The sequence below is a fragment of the Paenibacillus sp. JT22N1 genome (assembly GCF_059692155.1).
Window position 1 is genome coordinate 90,757 of record NZ_JCAUAW010000003.1, and the last position, 19,169, is coordinate 109,925.

22 protein-coding genes are annotated in these 19,169 nt (G+C 41.2%); all 22 read right to left on the minus strand.

Annotated elements, in window-relative coordinates:
• Window positions 1-2: 2 nt before the first annotated feature.
• The 22 genes from AC58UU_RS06700 to fliG all read right to left on the minus strand — a co-directional run bounded on the left by AC58UU_RS06700 (window position 3) and on the right by fliG (window position 19,161).
• On the minus strand, window positions 3-875 hold the full coding sequence (locus AC58UU_RS06700) for a MinD/ParA family protein (protein WP_497314144.1): 873 nt from the start codon (window positions 873-875) through the stop codon (window positions 3-5).
• A complete protein-coding gene (flhF, locus tag AC58UU_RS06705; RefSeq protein WP_497314146.1) occupies window positions 872-2,170 on the minus strand; it encodes a flagellar biosynthesis GTPase FlhF in 1,299 nt (432 codons plus the stop codon). The genes AC58UU_RS06700 and flhF overlap by 4 nt, the downstream gene beginning before the upstream one ends.
• Window positions 2,167-4,200, minus strand: a complete 2,034-nt coding sequence (gene flhA, locus AC58UU_RS06710; protein WP_497314148.1) for a flagellar biosynthesis protein FlhA — start codon at window positions 4,198-4,200, stop codon at window positions 2,167-2,169. Before flhA ends, flhF begins: the two co-directional genes overlap by 4 nt.
• Before the next feature lie 21 nt (window positions 4,201-4,221).
• Window positions 4,222-5,316 carry a flagellar biosynthesis protein FlhB gene (flhB, locus tag AC58UU_RS06715; protein ID WP_171648852.1) on the minus strand — a complete coding sequence of 365 codons (1,095 nt, stop codon included), beginning with the start codon at window positions 5,314-5,316 and terminating at the stop codon, window positions 4,222-4,224.
• 10 nt (window positions 5,317-5,326) lie between these two features.
• Complete coding sequence (fliR, locus tag AC58UU_RS06720) at window positions 5,327-6,127, minus strand: flagellar biosynthetic protein FliR (RefSeq protein WP_497314884.1); 801 nt, start codon at window positions 6,125-6,127, stop codon at window positions 5,327-5,329.
• Between the two features lie 12 nt (window positions 6,128-6,139).
• On the minus strand, window positions 6,140-6,409 hold the full coding sequence (gene fliQ / locus AC58UU_RS06725; RefSeq protein ID WP_029195371.1) for a flagellar biosynthesis protein FliQ: 270 nt from the start codon (window positions 6,407-6,409) through the stop codon (window positions 6,140-6,142).
• Between the two features lie 25 nt (window positions 6,410-6,434).
• Window positions 6,435-7,208, minus strand: a complete 774-nt coding sequence (gene fliP, locus AC58UU_RS06730) for a flagellar type III secretion system pore protein FliP (protein WP_171688254.1) — start codon at window positions 7,206-7,208, stop codon at window positions 6,435-6,437.
• Window positions 7,205-7,780: a flagellar biosynthetic protein FliO gene (locus AC58UU_RS06735; RefSeq protein WP_497314151.1), complete on the minus strand. Its 576-nt coding sequence runs from the start codon at window positions 7,778-7,780 to the stop codon at window positions 7,205-7,207. Before AC58UU_RS06735 ends, fliP begins: the two co-directional genes overlap by 4 nt.
• 102 nt (window positions 7,781-7,882) lie before the next feature.
• The gene (locus tag AC58UU_RS06740) at window positions 7,883-8,245 is read right to left on the minus strand and encodes a response regulator (protein ID WP_029195368.1); all 363 of its coding nucleotides are present in this window, start codon (window positions 8,243-8,245) and stop codon (window positions 7,883-7,885) included.
• Between the two features lie 24 nt (window positions 8,246-8,269).
• Window positions 8,270-9,562 carry a flagellar motor switch phosphatase FliY gene (gene fliY / locus AC58UU_RS06745; RefSeq protein WP_497314153.1) on the minus strand — a complete coding sequence of 431 codons (1,293 nt, stop codon included), beginning with the start codon at window positions 9,560-9,562 and terminating at the stop codon, window positions 8,270-8,272.
• Entirely contained in the window at window positions 9,552-10,550 is a 999-nt protein-coding gene (fliM, locus tag AC58UU_RS06750) for a flagellar motor switch protein FliM (RefSeq protein ID WP_497314155.1), read from the minus strand. The genes fliY and fliM overlap by 11 nt, the downstream gene beginning before the upstream one ends.
• Before the next feature lie 35 nt (window positions 10,551-10,585).
• Window positions 10,586-11,071, minus strand: a complete 486-nt coding sequence (locus AC58UU_RS06755) for a flagellar basal body-associated FliL family protein (protein WP_171688258.1) — start codon at window positions 11,069-11,071, stop codon at window positions 10,586-10,588.
• Window positions 11,072-11,293 (minus strand): flagellar FlbD family protein, encoded by a 222-nt coding sequence (locus AC58UU_RS06760; protein WP_029195364.1) that lies wholly within the window; start codon window positions 11,291-11,293, stop codon window positions 11,072-11,074.
• A gap of 61 nt (window positions 11,294-11,354) precedes the next feature.
• Window positions 11,355-12,179, minus strand: coding sequence for a flagellar basal body rod protein FlgG (gene flgG, locus AC58UU_RS06765; RefSeq protein ID WP_497314157.1), 825 nt, complete (start codon window positions 12,177-12,179; stop codon window positions 11,355-11,357).
• An 89-nt stretch (window positions 12,180-12,268) separates the two neighbouring features.
• Window positions 12,269-12,655, minus strand: coding sequence for a TIGR02530 family flagellar biosynthesis protein (locus AC58UU_RS06770; RefSeq protein ID WP_497314159.1), 387 nt, complete (start codon window positions 12,653-12,655; stop codon window positions 12,269-12,271).
• Window positions 12,652-13,095, minus strand: a complete 444-nt coding sequence (locus AC58UU_RS06775) for a flagellar hook capping FlgD N-terminal domain-containing protein (RefSeq protein ID WP_497314161.1) — start codon at window positions 13,093-13,095, stop codon at window positions 12,652-12,654. The genes AC58UU_RS06770 and AC58UU_RS06775 overlap by 4 nt, the downstream gene beginning before the upstream one ends.
• A gap of 35 nt (window positions 13,096-13,130) precedes the next feature.
• Window positions 13,131-14,570 carry a flagellar hook-length control protein FliK gene (locus AC58UU_RS06780; RefSeq protein WP_497314163.1) on the minus strand — a complete coding sequence of 480 codons (1,440 nt, stop codon included), beginning with the start codon at window positions 14,568-14,570 and terminating at the stop codon, window positions 13,131-13,133.
• Between the two features lie 32 nt (window positions 14,571-14,602).
• Window positions 14,603-15,520, minus strand: a complete 918-nt coding sequence (locus AC58UU_RS06785) for a hypothetical protein (RefSeq protein WP_497314164.1) — start codon at window positions 15,518-15,520, stop codon at window positions 14,603-14,605.
• 23 nt (window positions 15,521-15,543) lie between these two features.
• Complete coding sequence (gene fliJ / locus AC58UU_RS06790) at window positions 15,544-15,987, minus strand: flagellar export protein FliJ (RefSeq protein WP_497314166.1); 444 nt, start codon at window positions 15,985-15,987, stop codon at window positions 15,544-15,546.
• 9 nt (window positions 15,988-15,996) lie between these two features.
• On the minus strand, window positions 15,997-17,322 hold the full coding sequence (gene fliI, locus AC58UU_RS06795) for a flagellar protein export ATPase FliI (protein WP_497314168.1): 1,326 nt from the start codon (window positions 17,320-17,322) through the stop codon (window positions 15,997-15,999).
• Entirely contained in the window at window positions 17,319-18,152 is an 834-nt protein-coding gene (locus AC58UU_RS06800; RefSeq protein WP_497314170.1) for a FliH/SctL family protein, read from the minus strand. Before AC58UU_RS06800 ends, fliI begins: the two co-directional genes overlap by 4 nt.
• The gene (gene fliG, locus AC58UU_RS06805; protein WP_171648839.1) at window positions 18,145-19,161 is read right to left on the minus strand and encodes a flagellar motor switch protein FliG; all 1,017 of its coding nucleotides are present in this window, start codon (window positions 19,159-19,161) and stop codon (window positions 18,145-18,147) included. The genes AC58UU_RS06800 and fliG overlap by 8 nt, the downstream gene beginning before the upstream one ends.
• Window positions 19,162-19,169: the final 8 nt, after the last annotated feature.

A 19,169-nucleotide genomic window follows, 5' to 3' on the forward strand; every position in this document is an offset into this window, starting at 1 on the left:
TCCTATTTTAAAAGTTTCATCATTTTATTTAAAAAGCCCTTGACACCGGATGTTGGTGTGTCGATTACTCGATAACCATTAATATAATTAGCGACTAATAATTGAAGACTTCGTGATGCAGCCGAATTCGGAAAAGCAACAGTAAAAGGTATCTGCTTTTTAACCGCCTTAGATACAGCCGCATCATCGTCAACGAATCCTAATGTAGGGATTTGGATATCCAGAAATTGTTTAGCTACTAAAGAAATTTTATCGGCCGTGTGCTTGCCTTCCTTGGCATCGGTTACTCGGTTGATAACTAGTTTAAAAGAAACGTCATGTCCCATTGAGTTAACCATTTTTATAATGGCATAAGCATCCGTTATGGAAGTAGGCTCGGGCGTCGTGACAACAAACGCTTCTTCGGCGGCAAGTATAAATTTCAACGTTTCTTTGGACAATCCGGCACCTGTGTCAAAAATGATAAAATCAACATACCCGTTGAGCTGCATGACTTGCTCGGCAAAATAGTTCAGTTCTTCATCGGTTAGTCGTAGTAAATCGTTAAATCCAGATCCACCAGCTATAAAATCTAAATCATTGTAGCCTTTCTGGATAATTTCCCAGATCGTTTTTTCCTTTTTCAACAAGTGATACAAATTGTATTTGGAGGAAATCCCCATCAGCACATCAATGTTGGCAAGCCCAATGTCTGCATCAAAGACAAGAACCTTATAACCTTGGGACTGAAGCGTTAAAGCAAAGTTTAGCGTAAAATTTGATTTACCTACGCCTCCCTTTCCGCTAGTCACGGTAATAATCCTGGTTGCTTTTGTTCCTTTGTTGTCATTCTGTATCTGTACCAGGTTCCGCAACCCTTCTGCTTGATCCTTCATGCTCTAGGTTCCTCCAATAACAAATCGATGATTTGCCACTCATTCAATTCCGTAATATCATCGGGTACGCTTTGACCGTTCGTAACATACGAAAGCTGCAGTGAGAACTCGTGAACAACATTTACAATAGCACCGTAGGAGTCTGTTTCATCCATCTTGGTGAATAATACTTTGTCCAACTTAAACTTATTAAAATTGTTCGTGATCGCTCTCATGTCCCGATACTTTGTTGTTAAGCTCAGAACCAGAATAGTCTCGCTATTTCCTTGTGTTTTAAGCAACGAGTTAAGCTCCGAAACATACATTTCATTTCGAAAATTGCGTCCAGCCGTATCCATGAAAATAACGTCACATTCTTCTAGATTATGAAATGCTTTCGCTAAATCCTGCGGTGAGAAAACAACTTCAAGGGGAACATTCAAGATGGTTCCATATGTTTTCAACTGCTCAATTGCCGCAATTCGATACGTGTCCGAAGTAATAAATCCAACCTTACGTTGATACTTCAACACTTGTTCCGCTGCTAACTTTGCTATGGTTGTCGTTTTTCCAACACCTGTTGGACCTACGAAATGTACCACGCGTGTTTGTGTTGAAATTTGTTTGCTGCGACTGGGCTGAAGCACCTGCCCAAGCTTGGATCGGACAACTTGAAGAGCTGACTCATCCGTTACAGGCTCATCTGCAAGCTGAAAATCGGCCACTACTTCATCCATAATTTGACGAACTAACGTAGGATCTACTTCTTGGTCAAATAATCGTTGTTCTATCTTCTGTAATGGTTCAGGGAGATTTGACACGTCGGATGCGTGAGTAAGCTTTCTCATCATTTCCTTCATTTGTTTGAGCTCCTCCATGAGGTGCTCATCTTTGAGATTAACTCTATTAGGGGCATTTACCGAAACAGGTGAGTAAGACTGCTGTGATGTATAAGTCTGTTGCGTCTCAACGCCTGCGCTAACGGTAACGGGTACTTTTTTTGCTGTAACAGGAGCGATCACATCTGGGACATCAGGAAAATCTGATAGATGCGTTTGGGCTCTTGCAGGTTGATCTTGATTCATGACTTTCTGTTGTTGAGGCTGAGGTGCAAACCGCTGAGCGGCCCCACCTGAATTTGTGTTTGCTCCATCAATTGCAGCGATAACTTCAATCTTTTTTTTACCGAATAGACCAAGAAAACCACCTGTGCGAATTTCCTTGGTATTGAGGATTACCGCATCCTTGCCTAAATCCGTACGAATTTTTTGCAAAGCGTCCGGCATGGAATCGACAACATATCTTTTTACTCTCATAAATTGACTACCCCCATACTCTGAATTTCAACGCTAGGCTCTAATTCGCTGTAGGATAATACAGGTATATCTTGCAAAGTTCTCTCAAGCAATTGTCTTAAATACATCCGAATCGTTGGTGAAGTTAAAATAACAGGCTGTTGTCCGGATTGAATCAATTTAGTCACTTGCTCGCTGACGCGATGATAAATAATTTGTGAAGAGGATGGGTCAAGTGCTAAGTAACTTCCTTGATCTGATTGCTGAACAGAATCGGCAATTTTCTTTTCCACAGAAGGACCAACCGTAATCACTTTTAAGGAATCACCTAGAGATGTAAACTGTTGAGTAATTTGTCTTGATAATGATTGTCTAACATATTCAGTCAGTATTTCAGGATCCTTTGTATAAGTGCCATAATCCGCAAGAGTTTCCAAAATCGTTACCAAATCACGTACAGAAATTTTCTCGCGAAGTAACTTTGCCAACACCTTCTGAACGTCCCCAACCGACAAAACGGAAGGAATAAGATCATCAACAAGTGCTGGATAAGACTCACGAACATTCTCAATAAGTGCTTTAGTTTCTTGACGACCCAGAAGTTCATGTGTATGTTTCTTAATAATTTCGGTTAAATGAGTAGCCACTACGGAAGGAGGATCAACGACTGTGTAGCCAGATAGCTCCGCTCTTTCTTTGGTTACTTCATCTATCCATATAGCAGGCAACCCAAAGGCAGGCTCAGTCGTTTCTATACCTGCTATTGAATCATCATCAATACCAGGACTCATGGCTAAGTAGTGATTAAGAAGTAGTTCGCCGCGTGCAACTGTATTGCCTTTTATTTTGATGATATACTCATTCGGTCGTAGTTGAATATTGTCACGGATGCGAATAACGGGTACGACAACCCCAAGCTCAAGCGCACATTGTCGGCGAATCAAAATAATCCGATCTAGTAAATCCCCGCCTTGTTGAGTATCAGCAAGAGGTATTAAACCATAACCAAATTCAAACTCAATGGGATCGACTTGTAACAAGGAAATAACACTTTCAGGACTCCGCACTTCCTCGATTTGTTGCTCCTCCACCAATTGTTCTTCTTTGATCGCTTCGCGTTCCAAGTTCTTCTGCATTTTAAAAGCTGCGTAAATTAACAATCCAGCAATCGGGAACGTAGTGAACCAATGAATTGGCGTGAATAAGCCAAGGACCATAAGTGTACCAGCAACAATATAAAGAAGCTTAGGTTGTGCGGTTAACTGCTTAGTGATATCGTGACCTAAATTTCCTTCTGATGATGCCCGTGTTACGATAATACCCGCAGCAGTTGAAATCAACAGGGCAGGAATCTGGCTGACGAGTCCATCACCAATGGTTAGGATCGAGAATGTTTCTAGTGCTTTAGAAAAAGACATCCCTTTCATCGTCATCCCAATAATAAAGCCACCAATCAAATTAATGACGAGGATGATGATGCCGGCAATGGCATCCCCTTTAACAAACTTACTTGCACCATCCATTGCTCCGTAGAAATCAGCTTCTCGTTCAATCTTTTGTCTGCGTTCACGAGCTTGGACCTCATTGATTAACCCTGCATTCAAATCTGCGTCAATACTCATTTGTTTGCCCGGCATCGCATCGAGTGTAAATCTCGCTGCAACCTCGGCAACGCGCTCAGAACCTTTGGTAATTACGATGAATTGTACTAAGACAAGGATGAGAAACACAACGAATCCCACGACGATATTGCCTTGAGCAACGAAAGAACCAAAAGTTCTGACCACGTCGCCTGCTTCTGCATGCGACAAAATGTTCCGCGTAGTTGAGACGTTTAACGCCAACCGAAACAAAGTCGTAATCAGGAGTAAAGAAGGGAAGATTGAGAACTGAAGAGCTTCCTTTGTATTCATAGCAACCAAAATAATCATTAAGGCAATCGATATATTAATAATTAAAAGAAAATCCAGCAAAGGGATTGGAACCGGTACAATCATCATTAATACAATACCGATAATACCTATAAGAACCAATAAATCCTTGATCTTCATCTGATTGTACCTCCCTCCTCATTAGTTCGTTTTGCCCTTCACTTTATATACATAAGCCAATACTTCTGCGACAGCCTGGAACAGCTCAGCGGGAATGGAGTCACCAATTTCCACCTGTGCAAAGATCGCTCGAGCAAGCGGTTTATTTTCCATTGTCATAATACCGTTTTTCTTCGCAACTTCTTTAATCTTTAAAGCAACATAATCCGCGCCCTTAGCAATAACTGTCGGGGCTTGCATATTGTTCGAATCATATTTCAAAGCAACCGCAAAGTGGGTTGGATTGGTAATAATAACATCTGCTTTGGGGACTTCTTGCATCATGCGCTGCATGGCCATCTGGCGCTGCTTCGCACGGATCTTTCCTTTGATAAGTGGATCCCCTTCACTCTTCTTATACTCATCCTTGATATCCTGTTTGGACATTTTGAGACTTTTCTCGTACTCATACTTTTGATATATGAAATCAAAAATGGCAAGGACAATTAAAATCGCTCCAATTTTGATCCCTAGTTTTAGCGTGACTGAGGCAATAAATGAAAATGTACTCTCCAGAGGAGCATGGCCAAGACCTAGTAATTTAGCTTTTTCCCCCATTAATGTCGTATACACGACATAACCGATAATTAACATCTTCATTGTCGACTTAAGAAAATCCATGACGGTTCGGAGTGAAAAAATTCGTTTGAAACCCTCAATTGGATTGATCTTGTTAAACTTCATCATCAAGGGGTCGCCAATGAACATAAAGCCAATTTGTGCATAATTTCCAATAAAGGCTACTAAAACTACAAGGATGAAAATAGGAGCTAAAATGATTAACCCTTGTTGGACTAAATCTACGAATAATACCTGAACGTTTGCGGCTGTAATGTCCATCGTCAGTTGATTCTCATAGACGTTACGAAAGATGTTTACCAACTTCTCTTTCATATAACCACCGAACATGAGGAATGAAAGAAATGAAAAGAGTAATATAAATGCCGCAGGTAGGTCCATGCTCTTCGCAACTTGACCCTTTTTACGAGCATCTTGCCTTTTCTTTGCTGTCGCAGGTTCCGTCTTTTCCCCAGCAAACCATTGTAAATCGAGCTTCAATCGAAATGTTTGGGACACGGCTTACCTCCTACTTAGGTGATGGTTGCTGTGTGCCGCTAATCAGTTGAAGCAACTTCTCCATGTAATCAAAAATTGTTGCAAATAAATGTTGAAATTGTGATATTAATTCAGGAAAAAGAATGACTAGCAGGAAAAAACCAAGAATCATTTTCAAAGGTGCGCCAATAACGAAAATATTAAATTGCGGAGCCACCCTCGTTAAGAGCCCTAGTCCTAAATCTGTCAAAAAAAGGGCTGCTATGATAGGAGCAGCGAGTTGAAACGAAAGGTAAAACATTTTAGATAGCGATTGAAACAAGAAATTCGAAATTTGTCCATCATAGATGCGTGAGAACAGTTGATTGTCCAGTGGTATCCAGCGGTAACTGTCAATAATTGCCCTGATCAAAAAATGGTGTCCATCAAAAGAAAGAAAAAGCAGCACGGCGACCATGTATTTAAGGTTACCTAACATTGGGGTTGAGGCCCCCGTTAGAGGATCAATCACACTCGCCATACTGAAGCCGATTTGCATATCCATAAAAGAGCCAGCTGTCTGGACAACCGTAAAGAAGATATAGGCGAGAAAACCAAGTAAAACGCCAACAAGCATTTCACGAATGATCAATAGAATGTATTCACCATCCATGGGAATGGGTTTATCCAACCCCATAGTCGCAAAAATGATTAACGAGATGAATACAGATAGACCGACTTTGAACATCATCGGAACATTTCTTGAAGAAAGAATGGGGACTACGACAAAGAACGATGTAATTCGACAAAAAATAAGCAGATAGATAGGGATAACTTGGAAAAAGTATGTCATATCGCTCACAACCTATCCAACGAATTTGTAAAGGTTGTTGAGTAAATTAAAGGTAAAATCAACCAGTGTATTCATGATCCAAGGTCCAAATATTAAAATAGACAGCAGAACCGCAACAATTTTGGGAACAAACGCTAGTGTTTGTTCTTGAATCTGCGTCGTAGCTTGAAAAATACTTATGATCAGACCAACGACAAGCCCAATAATAAGCATGGGCGCACTTGCTTTAAGCACAGTATAAACAGCCTCACCAGCAATCCGTATTACAAATTCCGATCCCATTTAGAAACCTCCGATATCTTGATCCTTAACCATAGCTTAGGAGTAATGATCTCACCACAAGATACCAACCATCTACAAGTATAAAAAGTAGAATTTTAAAAGGGAGTGAAATCATAACAGGCGGTAACATCATCATTCCCATTGCCATTAAGGTACTGGATACAACCATATCTATGACCAGAAATGGGATGAAAATCATGAATCCCATCTGGAAAGCTGATTTCAGTTCACTTATTGCGTATGCCGGAACTAATGAAGTAATCGGTATATCTTCTACGCCTGTAGGTGCTTTAGCTTTGGTGTAGTCTAAGAACAACTTTAGATCCTTCTGACGTGTATGCTTGAACATAAACTTCTTCATTGGTAAGGAAGCTTTCTCAAAAGCCTGGGTCTGATTAATTTCACCCTTCAGATAAGGCTGCAGCGCTGTCTGATTAACCTCTCCCAAAGTAGGAGACATAATAAAAAAGGTTAAAAACAGAGCTAGTCCGATTAAAACCTGATTAGGCGGCATCTGCTGGGTTCCAAGTGATGTTCGAACGAATCCAAGCACGATGACAATTCTTGTGAAACTAGTCATTAAAATAAGAAAAGATGGTGCAAGACTTAAAACGGTTAATAAGAGCAATAACGTAACTGTGTTAGAAGATCCACCGGCAGTGCCACTAGTCCCAATATTCACATTTAACCCGGGTATCGGATTGGTTGGAACTGTTTCAGCAGCAGAAGCTGTCAGTGATAAGAGGAACACTGAAATCATGACAATCAGAAGCGTAAGAACTAATTTATTTCTTTTCATTCATCATTCAACCGATCTGTTTGTTTTTGATCAGAAAGCCATTCGTGAGCATCTTTATTACGGTTTGATACTCGCTGCAGCCTATCGTGAAATACTTGTTGAAAGGATGAAGTAATTTCTACTTCTTCCTCGATCTCTTTCTTTCTAACAGGAAGTTTGCTTATCCATTTGCTTATTGCACCAAAGCCCACCCGATCATCCTGAGAAGATGTAAGCAATTCCGAAATATACGCAACTTCATCGGCGTCATTGATCTTATCCAACAACTGAATGTTCTCACCGACGCCAACCACGAAGAGCGAATGACCAATTTCAACAATCTGAATAGATTTATTTTGCCCGAGGGGAACTCCACCTAAAGAACGTATTGAGTTCCCGAACATAGTCCCTTTATTTTTCTTAGCTATGTACTTCATAAGCATAAAGAATAAGAGAATAATTAATATCAGAAAGAATATGACTTTAACAACCATGCCAAACGAATTAAATGAGTCGGTAGTCGGAAATTCCGATGTTGGAAGACCTTGTCCCGGCTCTGTTTCAGCAAAAGCAATGGATTTGGTATATAACATTGTGACTACACTTAATATTGCAGTAATCAGTCGTTTCGATTGGAGTCTTCTCATAGTCACAACCCTTTCGGTTTATGTAAGACTCAACCGAACGTAGACGGCTTAACCTAGAGTCTTTTTAATCGCTTCGATAACACGGTCTGCTTGGAATGGTTTCACGATAAAGTCTTTTGCTCCTGCTTGAATGGCATCAATAACCATCGCTTGCTGCCCCATCGCGGAACACATAATGACCTTTGCAGTAGGTTCAATTTTTTTGATTTCTTTCAATGCTTGAATACCGTCCATCTCAGGCATCGTAATATCCATTGTAATTAAATCAGGTTTCAATTCCTTGTATTTTTCAATGGCTTGTGCACCATCATTCGCTTCTCCACAAACCTCATAACCATTTTTAGATAAAATATCACGAATCATCATTCTCATAAATGCAGCATCATCAACAATAAGAATACGGTTAGCCATGAGTAAAATCCCCCTAAATTTAAATTATTGTAACTTTTGAATTCGTTCCCACTGGTTAACAATGTCTGTAACACGAACCCCAAAGTTTTCATCGATGACGACAACTTCGCCTTTGGCAATCAACTTATTATTTACTAAGATATCTACAGGTTCACCTGCCAGCTTATCCAATTCAATGATCGAACCCTGGGAAAGTTCTAAGATGTCTTTAATCACCTTATGCGTTCTGCCTAATTCAACAGTCACCTTAAGAGGTATATCCAGTAGTAAATTAAGGTTTGTATCATCAGCCTGTCCCAACGAACCCGATTGTAAATTCCCGAATTGTACGGGTTGAACATTTACATTCCGATTCGGCATCCCACCATAAGCTGCCGGAGGCTGCTGATACATGGGTTGCTGTGGCGGGTACATAGGCTGTTGTGGTGGATACATCGGCTGTCCCATTGGTGGCTGTTGATACATTGGTTGTTCATACACGGGCTGCTGTTGTTGGTACATAGGCTGCTCGTATATCGGACTTGGAGCTGGTGGAGGCGGTGTATGAGCTTCCTGTGCAGGTACTTGTGACGGTACTGATGACGGAGCCGGTGCTTGAGCCGCAGGTGCAGCTTCCATTGAAGAGTCAGAATCACCACCCATGAGAATCGATACCATTTCTTTGGCGAATGGAACAGGTAATAATTGCATGATGTTAGAATCAATAAGATCGCCAATGGCTAGTCGGAACGATATCTTTATAAATACGTCCTCGTCGGGTAGTTTTCCTTCTCCTTTCGACAAATTTAATATGTCGATTCCTGGAGGAGAGATATTGACAAATCGATTAAAGATAGTAGACATAGACGTAGCAGAAGATCCCATCATCTGATTCATGGCTTCTTGCACTGCGCTGATGTGAATTTCACTAAGATTTTCATCACCGCCAGTACCATCCCCACCCATCATTAAGTCAGCAATGACCTGGGCATCACGTGTTTTAATGACAAGTAGATTAATACCATCAAAACCATCAACATAATTCACATGAACGGCAACATGAGGTCTTGGAAACTGCTCTTCCAATTCTTCTTTGCCAATAATTGAAACCTTTGGTGTCGTAATGTCTACTTTCTTTCCAAGCAATGTCGAAAGCGCTGTGGCCGCACTACCGAAAGTGATATTACCAATTTCACCAAGTGCATCCTGTTCTAGGGGAGATAAGTAGTCTTCAACTTTAGGAGGCCCGTTATAAGAAGAGGCCGAACTATCGTCCGATGACTGTCTCAACAAAGCATCGATCTCTTCCTGGGACAAATAATCTCTGTTATTCGTCATAATCTTCTTCTCCTTCGTTTACGATTTCTGTAATTTGTACAGCCATCTTCCCTTTTAAGGTACCGGGGCTTCCGAGATATTTCAGCTTCTCGCCCACTTTGACTTGAAGCGAATCTTCGACGGATTTATGCAGCGGGATTACATCGCCAGGCACTAAGCCAAGGAAATCACGTATTGAAATTTCGGACGATCCCAATTCTGCAATAAGAGGCAGCTTGGTTTTTTCCAAGCGCGATTGAAGTGCTTCCACTTCTTCAGGTGCTCTCGTCTTCTTCTGGGAGACAAACCAGTGATGCACAGAAAGTCGAGGCATAATGGGTTCGATGACCACGTGAGGGATACACAAGTTGATCATCCCAGTTGTATCACCGATTTTGGTACTAAGTGATATTAGCGCAATGGTTTCATTAGGTGAAACAATCTGCATGAACTGCGGATTTGTTTCAAGAGCCTCTAAACGAGGTTGAATATCAATGACAGTCTTCCATGCCTCTTGTAAACTATCGAATGCTCTGCTAAAAATACGTTCCATCACAATCGTTTCAATCTCAGTTAAAGCATTAATTTTGGTTGGGGTCGTACCTGCACCACCCAACAAACGATCCAACATAGCAAATGCGACATTGGGATGAACCTCAAGCACCATTCGACCCTCTAAAGGCTCCGCTTCAAAGATGTTCAAAATGGTCATTTTCGGGATCGAACGAATAAATTCGTCGTAGGGCAGTTGTTCAACCTGGACAACACTAATCTGTACGAACGTACGGAGCTGAGCAGAAAAATACGTTGTCAAAAATCGTGCAAAGTTTTCGTGAATCCGGGTTAAGCTGCGAATATGATCCTTTGAGAAACGTACTGCTCTCTTAAAGTCATAAGCCCTTACCTTCTTCTGCGTATCCTCTTTTTTAAGTTCATCCGCATCCATTTCGCCTGAGGACAAAGCAGCTAACAAGGCATCGATCTCATTTTGCGACAGAACATCAACCATTCGAGTCACCTCCTTTAAGCAAAATCAAAAGCGAGTTATTGAAGTACTTTATCGGTTATCCAAATTTGTTTAATTTTACCCTCATGTAACAAGGGGTTAAGCTTGTTCATTAACGTAGAAGTTAAACTATCTGAACCTTTACTACCTTCAATTTGTTCCTTTGTCAAATCCCCTAACGCTTGAACAATTGTGCCTTTAACAGCAGATTCTAGTAAACTGTCAAATTCTGTTTTAGTCTTCGAGTTCTCTAACTCAAAAGCGAAGCTAATTTTAATGAAATTTTGACTACCAGATAAGTTTGTCAAAATATCTTTAATAATCGCTGTGTTTGCCTTTACTGCCTCAGCCGATGGTGCTTTCGTTGGCTTCACGCTTGCAACAGCTTCCTGAGCTTGTACCGCAGGGTCTTTGGATTGATTATTTTTCTCCATAAAGTTCCACAATACGAAGGCAGCCGTCAAAATCAAAGTAATTGCAATTAGAATGGAGACAATGAGTATGAAAATTTTGTTCTTAAACACTTACGAACCCTCCGCATCCCTGGACTTTATTGTCGCTCGCACTGAGCCAATCTCCTGCATGTAGGTCCGCACTAAGCTTACCACAACCTCTGCCTTTTCGAGTACTGTGATTTTCTTACCTGTTGTCAACGTGATCATTGTGTCTGGAGTCTCTTCAATAAGTTCGATCAGTATGGCATTCAGGATAATGGCTTTACCGTTTAAACGAGTGAGAGAAATCATGTTTCTCCTCCTGTATCAGGATAAGGGGAGACTAGCTCCCCTCTTTCACATCACCTTAAGATTAACGTTTAAGATTAACGACTTCTTGTAACACTTCATCTGAAGTCGTGATAATCCGAGAATTCGCTTGGAAACCACGTTGAGCAATAATCATTTCGGTGAATTCACCTGTTAAGTCAACGTTCGACATTTCCAATTGTCCTGAAATCAGAGTCCCTGTTCCCGTTTCTGGATTACCTGGTGCACCAACTGCAATTGTCTCTGGGTCTGGGTTCGCATTAGCTGTCATGCGATACAAATTCCCACCAATTTTCTCAAGACCAGAAGGGTTAATTACTTTAACGACGCCAACTTTCTGACCTGTAGTAACCGTTGCTCCTGTATTGTTAACACCAATAATATCTCCGTTTTGTGCTATTGAGAATGAAACAATATCATCAGGAAGCACTATCGGACCAGCACCTTCAGCACCCATAACATGAAGTCCTTCAGCATTAACAAGATTTCTGGAAGCATCTAAAGTAAAATTACCTGATCTTGTCAAGTATGGCGCGTCAACCTGCTCCGTTGTCCCTACAGCAAAGAATCCGTCACCGTTTATACGCAAATCAGTAGTCACATTCGTTGTCATTGCACTTCCAGCCGTATGTATTGTATCAATAGCAGCCAAACTAACACCTAATCCTACTTGCTGAGCATTGACACCACCGCGGTTCTCATCGGCAGCACTAACACCAGCAACGGTTTGACTAAGAATATCTTTGAACATAACACGGCTGCCTTTGAATCCGATGGTATTTACGTTTGCGATATTATTACCGATAACATCTAATTTCGTTTGAAAACCACGCATACCTGAAACGCCTGAGTACAAAGATCTTAACATCTAATAGGCCTCCTAATCGGATTAAAAATAAAATGAGCTGCTTCAATCGTTCCACAGCCCCAGGCTTCCTGCACGGTCGAGCCTGATGGTTAAGAAATAATAATGGCACTATCTATTTGTGTAAAAACATGTTCATTCATTGCATTTCCATCAAGCGCCGTCACAACAGTTCGGTTAGGAACATTAACAATTAAAGCATTGCCACCCAGAATCATAAGCGCATCCTTAGCACCTTTAGCAGCAGCCTTGTCGATTGCTTTGTTAAGCTTATCCAATTGCTCTGGCTTTAATTGAATGTCTCTCTCTTTCAGTCTAACCTCTGCATGATGACTGAAACGAACAAATTGCTCCTGAAGAAGTTTCTGAAAAGGTGGAATACCGGAATTGGATGCCGGCTGCTGTACAGGTGTTCGTCTCGTAGACGCAGGAGAAACCGCATTAGGATAAAGCTGCCCTATGGATATTCTCTCTGTCATTTGGTTTCTCCAACATTCTCAATTTTCTTGAGCTTGTCAAGAGAAATTTCCACTCCCTTCACATTGGCGTATTGATTTCCGTCTTTGAATGTAATGGAATCAATAACACCAGACTTTTCGACAGATGCTCCAGATGAGTCGATATCCGTCCATGTGATCGATTTCCCAATCAAACCTGATACAAAACCAAGAGATTGACGCATTAGCTTCATTTCACCGGCCATGTTCGTAAGTTGCTCTACGGATGTGAATTGCGCCATTTGTGCAATAAACTCTTTATCTTGCAAAGGTTGCGTGGGGTCTTGATTTTGAAGTTGAGTAATCAAGATTTTAAGGAAATCATCTTTGCCTAATGTATTGTTGTCTTTATCTTTGCTTTTTGCATTTTTTCCAGCATTGATCAAATCGGTAACATTACCTGAAATCGGGGCTGTAGCCACACTTTCACCTCCAACTTCTTCACATTGATTGTTTTTTAGGCAATAACATCGAAGGAGTTTCCATTAACTGCAGTTCGTATTTGAGCTACATTTTCTATTTCTTGAATAAAATCAAGTGAATCTTCATCGTAGTTACTTGATCCATTTTTGCTTTGACGCTGAGATTGACCAAATGTTTGCTGTTGACGTTGATCTTGGAACATACTGGATTGCATGTTTTGATTTTGAGTGACCTCAAGCTTCTCAACTTGCAAACCTTGTGTTTGAAGTGCTTGTCTTAACTGTGGAAGCTGACTTTCCAACATCTGTTTACCAGCTAAGGAATCCGCAGCAAATTGTGCAATCAGTTGTCCATCCTGCATCGAAATTCTTACATCAATATGACCGAGATTTTTAGGGAATAAAGATAGTTTAGCTTCAGAAAAACCGCCAGCCATTGTAATCTTCATATTCTTCAATACATGCTCTGTCATTTCTTCTGTAAAATTCGCTGCATTAATCGTTGTTGTTGGCACTTTATCAACTGTAATAGAGGCCTGTTGTGATTTCTGAAGATCACCGATCGTAACGATGGTATTCGTTGCAGTAGCGGTTTCAGTTGGCAAATCAACTAGATCTACTAATGACTCTTCGGATGTTGTAGTTGACTCGATAACTGGTGCGTGAATTACATTCTTTATTGCTAAAAGCTCAAGCTTTGACTTGGTTGGTTGCACAAGTGTAAATGAATCTCCATCTATCTTCTGCTCAACACCAAGCTTTTTCGCCTGTTTAACATGATTAGCTCTGTCAATAGATGAGGTATCACTTTTACTTCCTTCTACTAAACCTTCAATGGTCTTAGACGTATTCGTAGTTGCAGCAGTTATTGATGTTGGTCCCTTCAGAGTCGCCATCAGTTCTGGAAGCAAAGGCCCAATAGTGCTAAGTAAATCCTCGTTCAAAAACTTCAAAATAGGATTGTCAGGCTGCTGTTTCGTCAGAGTTGTCAGTGTAAGCAAAGTATTCTGAGCCTGTAAGTTTAATGTATCTGCAGGCTGAAGATTCAATCCATTCGGTAGTGCGAAAGCCGCGTTAGATTGAGCATCGCCAAGTGTACTTAACAACTGCTCAGCATCTTCAAACCACTTCTTTACATTAGGATCTTGTAATAATTGTTCAGCTAGTGCAGGATTACTGTTCATTGCCTCCAAAAGCATTTCTGGTAGAGGTTGATCTTTCGTCCCTTGTTCGACCTCCTGTACAGCGGCACCTTGAAGCGGCAATACCAAACTTTGAAGCATTTGAAGCAGCATGTTCAGAGAAAGGGCTGGATCGGAAGCATTTACATCACCAGAAGCACTCTCTTGTACAATTTGACCATCTAATACTTGATTAAAAGAAGTATCTTTGGTAGCCGTTTCAGTCGTACTTGCTTTACTTGTTGCTGTTGAAGCCGTATTTCCAGTAGGTACTGTTGGCATTTGTACGTCCATTTTTTTCACCTCCCTTCGTGAAATCAATGACATTACTGAACAAGCTTAGCTGTAATTGAAGCTGCGATTTCTTTATTTGCGTCTGACAAAGAAGACATTACTTTAGAACGAGAAGCATTATCCATTCCACTGAGAATTGCTAGCACTTTATCAGGATTGGATTTATTCATTTCCAGTAGAACATTTGAAGCACTTTTTGGCGTCATGTTGGCAAAAGTTTGCCCTAAATCTGTTTTGCTTACGGATGTTGCAGACTTGGTCGAGTCTTTTGCTCCATTCGTTGCCAATCTCTCTTGCAAGGCAGCGATTTGTTTATCACGAGCTGGAACAACATCCTTAACCCCAATAGAAGCCTCAGCCGCTTTCGTCGGATCCATTTTTTCAAGAATTGCTCCACGACTATCTGCTTTCATCATTGAAAAGACTAGTACCATTTCTTTAGGCGTCAATGCTTCAATAATCGGGGCAGCTTTACTTGGGTTCATTTTGGCATACATACTCGCAAGTTGCGAAATTTGATTGTTGTATTCTTCTTCGGTTTGCGTCTTATTCTTCAGCTTCTCTTCCAGTTCGGTTAACTTCGCCTGAGCATCTTTCAATGAAAGATCCTTCTGTTCGGTTGTCGAATCAGCTTTCTGCAAAGCCGTTTGAAGTTCAGCAATTCTTGTGTTTAGCTTCGTAATCTCTTCATCTTTATTCTTGATGCTTTGCTCAGAAGTCGGTACTTTACCATCGCTAGTCACTACTGCTTTGTCTTTGGGAGCAGGGACGATTGTCCCAATGACCGGTGTATTGTGCAGCGCCTTCTGTATACTGCTTTTGATATCATAATCAAATATTGACAAGAGTACGAAAAGCAAAACTGCCGTAAACACAAAGGGGATGACAAACCATATCAGAAATCGTTCCAGTGCACTATAAGATGCACCCTCTATGCTTGTATCGGCCATCTCCTCTTCCTCCTTTACCTTCTTCAATACGTAAGTCGTCTGAAACGGTTGGTGGCCATTTCATCTAGAGCTTCTTGCTCTTTTTTGGCGACAAAAGATTGAAATTGGTTGTAAGCCTTCTCTCTTGCCTTCGACCATACCTTCTCATCAATCATTCTTTCCGAAAGATGTTCCTGCTTTTTGAGCACGACATGCTGTGCTTGCTGCACATCCAAATGCTTACGAGCAATCTGTTGATCAACATGATTCATGTAGTTTTGCATCAACAGCATCTTGGAGATGGATACCGAACTGCTAGATACAGTTGCCATTTCGTCATGAAGGCTATCTTTTTGCTCAAACAATCCATGCAAGCTCGTTTCTTCGTTCCTTAGTTGCCCCATTGCCTCAGACAGAATCCACTCAGCCTGTGTTCGTTCATTGTTTTTCAAATCGACAATTTGCTGGAAAGAATAACGAAAATTCATTCAGGAGCCTCATCCCTTATAAAATTCATGAATCAAACGTTGTTGAGCTTCTTCAAACGTTAACTTTTCAGAGGTTTTTTGCTTCGTGAAATCCCATATTGCCTCGATATTATCCATAGCGATATCAATATTTGGGTTAGAACCTTTTTGGTACGCCCCTATATTGATAAGATCTTCCGAATCTTTATATATAGAGAGAAGTCGCTTCAATTGATCAGCTGCTTCCATGTGTTCAGTAGGAACAATTTCTTTCATGACTCGGCTTACGCTGGATAAAACATCGATGGCTGGATAATGACCCTTATTAGCAATACTTCGATTAAGGACAATATGTCCGTCCAAAATACCTCGCACAGCATCAGCGATAGGCTCATTCATGTCATCCCCATCAACAAGCACGGTATAAAAAGCGGTAATGGAGCCCTTTGGCCCCGTACCTGAACGCTCCAGAAGCCGCGGAAGCATTGCAAAAACCGAAGGCGTATAACCACGTGTGGCTGGAGGTTCTCCAACAGCAAGTCCGACTTCACGCTGCGCCATAGCAAAACGAGTGACTGAATCCATCATCATCATGACATTTAAGCCGCGATCTCTAAAATACTCGGCAATACTAGTTGCAATCATCGCACCTTTGATTCGGATCAAAGCGGGTTGATCTGACGTTGCAACAATCACAACGGATCGGGCAAGTCCTTCAGGACCTAAATCTCTTTCAATAAAGTCCAGAACCTCTCTACCACGCTCACCAATAAGAGCAATTACGTTGACATCAGCGGATGTATTACGGGCAATCATACCCATCAGCGTACTTTTACCTACACCAGAACCAGCGAAAATCCCGACACGCTGACCCTTACCAATTGTTAATAAGCCATCAATACAGCGAACACCAACCGAAATTGGATTCAGAACACGTGGACGTGTTAATGGGTTTCCGGGAACATTATTCGTTGAATATTGTGCCATTCTAGAAGGTAGGAATGAACCATCTAAGGGTTGTCCCAAACCATCTAAAACCTTACCAAGCAGCTCATGGCCAACTTGGACAGTAAGCGGCTTTCCGGTACCTACGACATCGCATCCAGGACCAATTGCATCCAAATCACCGAGCGGCATCAAGACTACTTTATTGCTGCGAAATCCAACGACCTCAGCCTTTAGCGGCTTGTTAGACTTGTGTGGATATATGTAGCAAAGATCGCCAATGCTTACATCAGGACCTTCTGACTCAACTGTCAGCCCTATCACCTGCGTCACTTTACCGTTTACTCGAATCGGATCAATCGTATGTAGATGCTCCTTGTATTTATCAGCATTTGGCAGCTTGCTGCTCATAATTCGGATACCTCACTTTGAGTTGCCAATTGTCTTAACGCCGACTTAATCTCTTTTAACTGAGTATCAATTCTGGCATCAATGCTTCCAAATGAGGAACGAATCACACAGCCACGGTCTTGTACCGTAGAGTCCGGGATAATTTGTAACTCAGCTTGAGAATCAATGGAAGTTAGTAACTCTTCGCGTGCATCTTGTATATACGCAAACTGTGAAGGCGCTACACAAAGCGCGATGATTCCTTTTTCTCGCCTACGTGAAAGTACCATCTGAATTAAATCAATAACCCATTCTGGATTTAAAGTTAACTGACGCCCAATTACTTTTTCAGCGATGGAAGTGCTAAGTTCAATTAAGAAAGGTTCTGATTCTTGAATGATTTGCTGCTTAAGCTTGTAGGCTTGTTCCAAAATGGCTCGAGCCTCTGATAACATTTCACCGTATTCTTGACGGAGATTATCTTCGGCTTGGACAATTCCTTGTTCGTATCCCTCTTCAAATCCTGATTGTCTGGATAGCGCGATGTGTTCTTCATCTTCAGCACGGCGGCTCTCCCACCAACTCGTGATTTCCGCATGCGTTTGTTCACGAAGTGCAGAACACTCCTGCATAGCCTGATCGATTTGTTCATGGGCAAAAGTCTCAGCGTCTTGAAGGATCTGCTCCTTCATACTTGTGGCTTCTGTCAGTTCCTGCTGTTGCTCAGGTGTCAATTGATTGGCTTCATCCGTTAACATACCTGCGCGTAATAATTCAAGTGGTGAAACAGTTTCTACTAATTTCTTATCATCTAACGGAAAGTAAGCAAATGATTTAATGACATTAGACAATAATATCATCTCCTCCACCACGTGCGATGATGATTTCACCAGATTCTTCTAAGCGACGAATCGTTGCAACAATTCGGGTCTGAGCTTCTTCAACATCACGTAAACGTACGGGTCCCATAAATTCCATTTCTTCCTTAAAGGTATCCGCCATACGTTTGGACATATTCTTGAATAATGCATCGCGAACTTCTTCGCTTGCAACTTTAAGGGCAAGCTGTAAATCTGCATTCTCAATGTCGCGAATAATTCGCTGAATCGAACGATTGTCAATATTAACAATATCTTCGAAGACAAACATCCGCTTCTTAATTTCTTCCGCAAGTTCCGGATCCTGAATTTCGAGGGAATCAAGAATGGTACGCTCTGTACCCCGATCGACACCATTTAGAATTTGAACGATGGAAGCAATACCACCTGCATTTGTGTAATCCTGAGTTACCGTTGAAGATAGCTTTTGTTCAAGAACGCGTTCTACCTGACTAATAACTTCAGGTGAGGTGCTATCCATTAGTGCAATACGCTTAGCAACATCAGCTTGCTTTTCCTGTGGTAATGACGACAAGATGATCGATGCTTGATCTGCTTGCAAATAGGATAATACCAAAGCAATTGTCTGAGAATTCTCATTTTGAATGAAGTTAAGAATTTGAGCAGGGTCTGCTTTTCTTGCAAAATCGAAAGGTCTCACTTGCAGAGTTGCTGTCAGACGATTGATAATATCAAGCGCTTTTTGTGATCCCAATGCTTTTTCCAAAATATCCTTGGCGTAAGCAATACCACCTTGAGAAATAAACTCTTGGGCTAAGCAAATCTGATGAAATTCAGATAAGATAGCTTCTTTTTCATAAGAATCTACTTTTCTAACATTTGCAATCTCTAGCGTTAACTGCTCAATCTCTTCTTCTCGCAAGTGTTTAAATATTTGAGCAGACACCTCAGGGCCTAAACTGATCAAAAGAATGGCTGCCTTTTGTCGTCCGGTTAACCCTTGCAGAGCAGCTTTGGCCATACAAGTGC

Coding starts and splice junctions, on each gene's coding strand:
- AC58UU_RS06700 (WP_497314144.1), bottom strand. CDS start 875: ATGAAGGATCAAGCAGAAGGGTTGCGGAACCTGGTACAGATACAGAAT.
- flhF (WP_497314146.1), bottom strand. CDS start 2,170: ATGAGAGTAAAAAGATATGTTGTCGATTCCATGCCGGACGCTTTGCAA.
- flhA (WP_497314148.1), bottom strand. CDS start 4,200: ATGAAGATCAAGGATTTATTGGTTCTTATAGGTATTATCGGTATTGTA.
- fliR (WP_497314884.1), bottom strand. CDS start 6,127: ATGACATACTTTTTCCAAGTTATCCCTATCTATCTGCTTATTTTTTGT.
- fliQ (WP_029195371.1), bottom strand. CDS start 6,409: ATGGGATCGGAATTTGTAATACGGATTGCTGGTGAGGCTGTTTATACT.
- fliP (WP_171688254.1), bottom strand. CDS start 7,208: ATGAAAAGAAATAAATTAGTTCTTACGCTTCTGATTGTCATGATTTCA.
- AC58UU_RS06735 (WP_497314151.1), bottom strand. CDS start 7,780: ATGTTATATACCAAATCCATTGCTTTTGCTGAAACAGAGCCGGGACAA.
- AC58UU_RS06740 (WP_029195368.1), bottom strand. CDS start 8,245: ATGGCTAACCGTATTCTTATTGTTGATGATGCTGCATTTATGAGAATG.
- fliY (WP_497314153.1), bottom strand. CDS start 9,562: ATGACGAATAACAGAGATTATTTGTCCCAGGAAGAGATCGATGCTTTG.
- fliM (WP_497314155.1), bottom strand. CDS start 10,550: ATGGTTGATGTTCTGTCGCAAAATGAGATCGATGCCTTGTTAGCTGCT.
- AC58UU_RS06760 (WP_029195364.1), bottom strand. CDS start 11,293: ATGATTTCTCTCACTCGTTTAAACGGTAAAGCCATTATCCTGAATGCC.
- flgG (WP_497314157.1), bottom strand. CDS start 12,179: ATGTTAAGATCTTTGTACTCAGGCGTTTCAGGTATGCGTGGTTTTCAA.
- AC58UU_RS06770 (WP_497314159.1), bottom strand. CDS start 12,655: ATGACAGAGAGAATATCCATAGGGCAGCTTTATCCTAATGCGGTTTCT.
- AC58UU_RS06780 (WP_497314163.1), bottom strand. CDS start 14,570: ATGGACGTACAAATGCCAACAGTACCTACTGGAAATACGGCTTCAACA.
- AC58UU_RS06785 (WP_497314164.1), bottom strand. CDS start 15,520: ATGGCCGATACAAGCATAGAGGGTGCATCTTATAGTGCACTGGAACGA.
- fliJ (WP_497314166.1), bottom strand. CDS start 15,987: ATGAATTTTCGTTATTCTTTCCAGCAAATTGTCGATTTGAAAAACAAT.
- fliI (WP_497314168.1), bottom strand. CDS start 17,322: ATGAGCAGCAAGCTGCCAAATGCTGATAAATACAAGGAGCATCTACAT.
- fliG (WP_171648839.1), bottom strand. CDS start 19,161: ATGGCCAAAGCTGCTCTGCAAGGGTTAACCGGACGACAAAAGGCAGCC.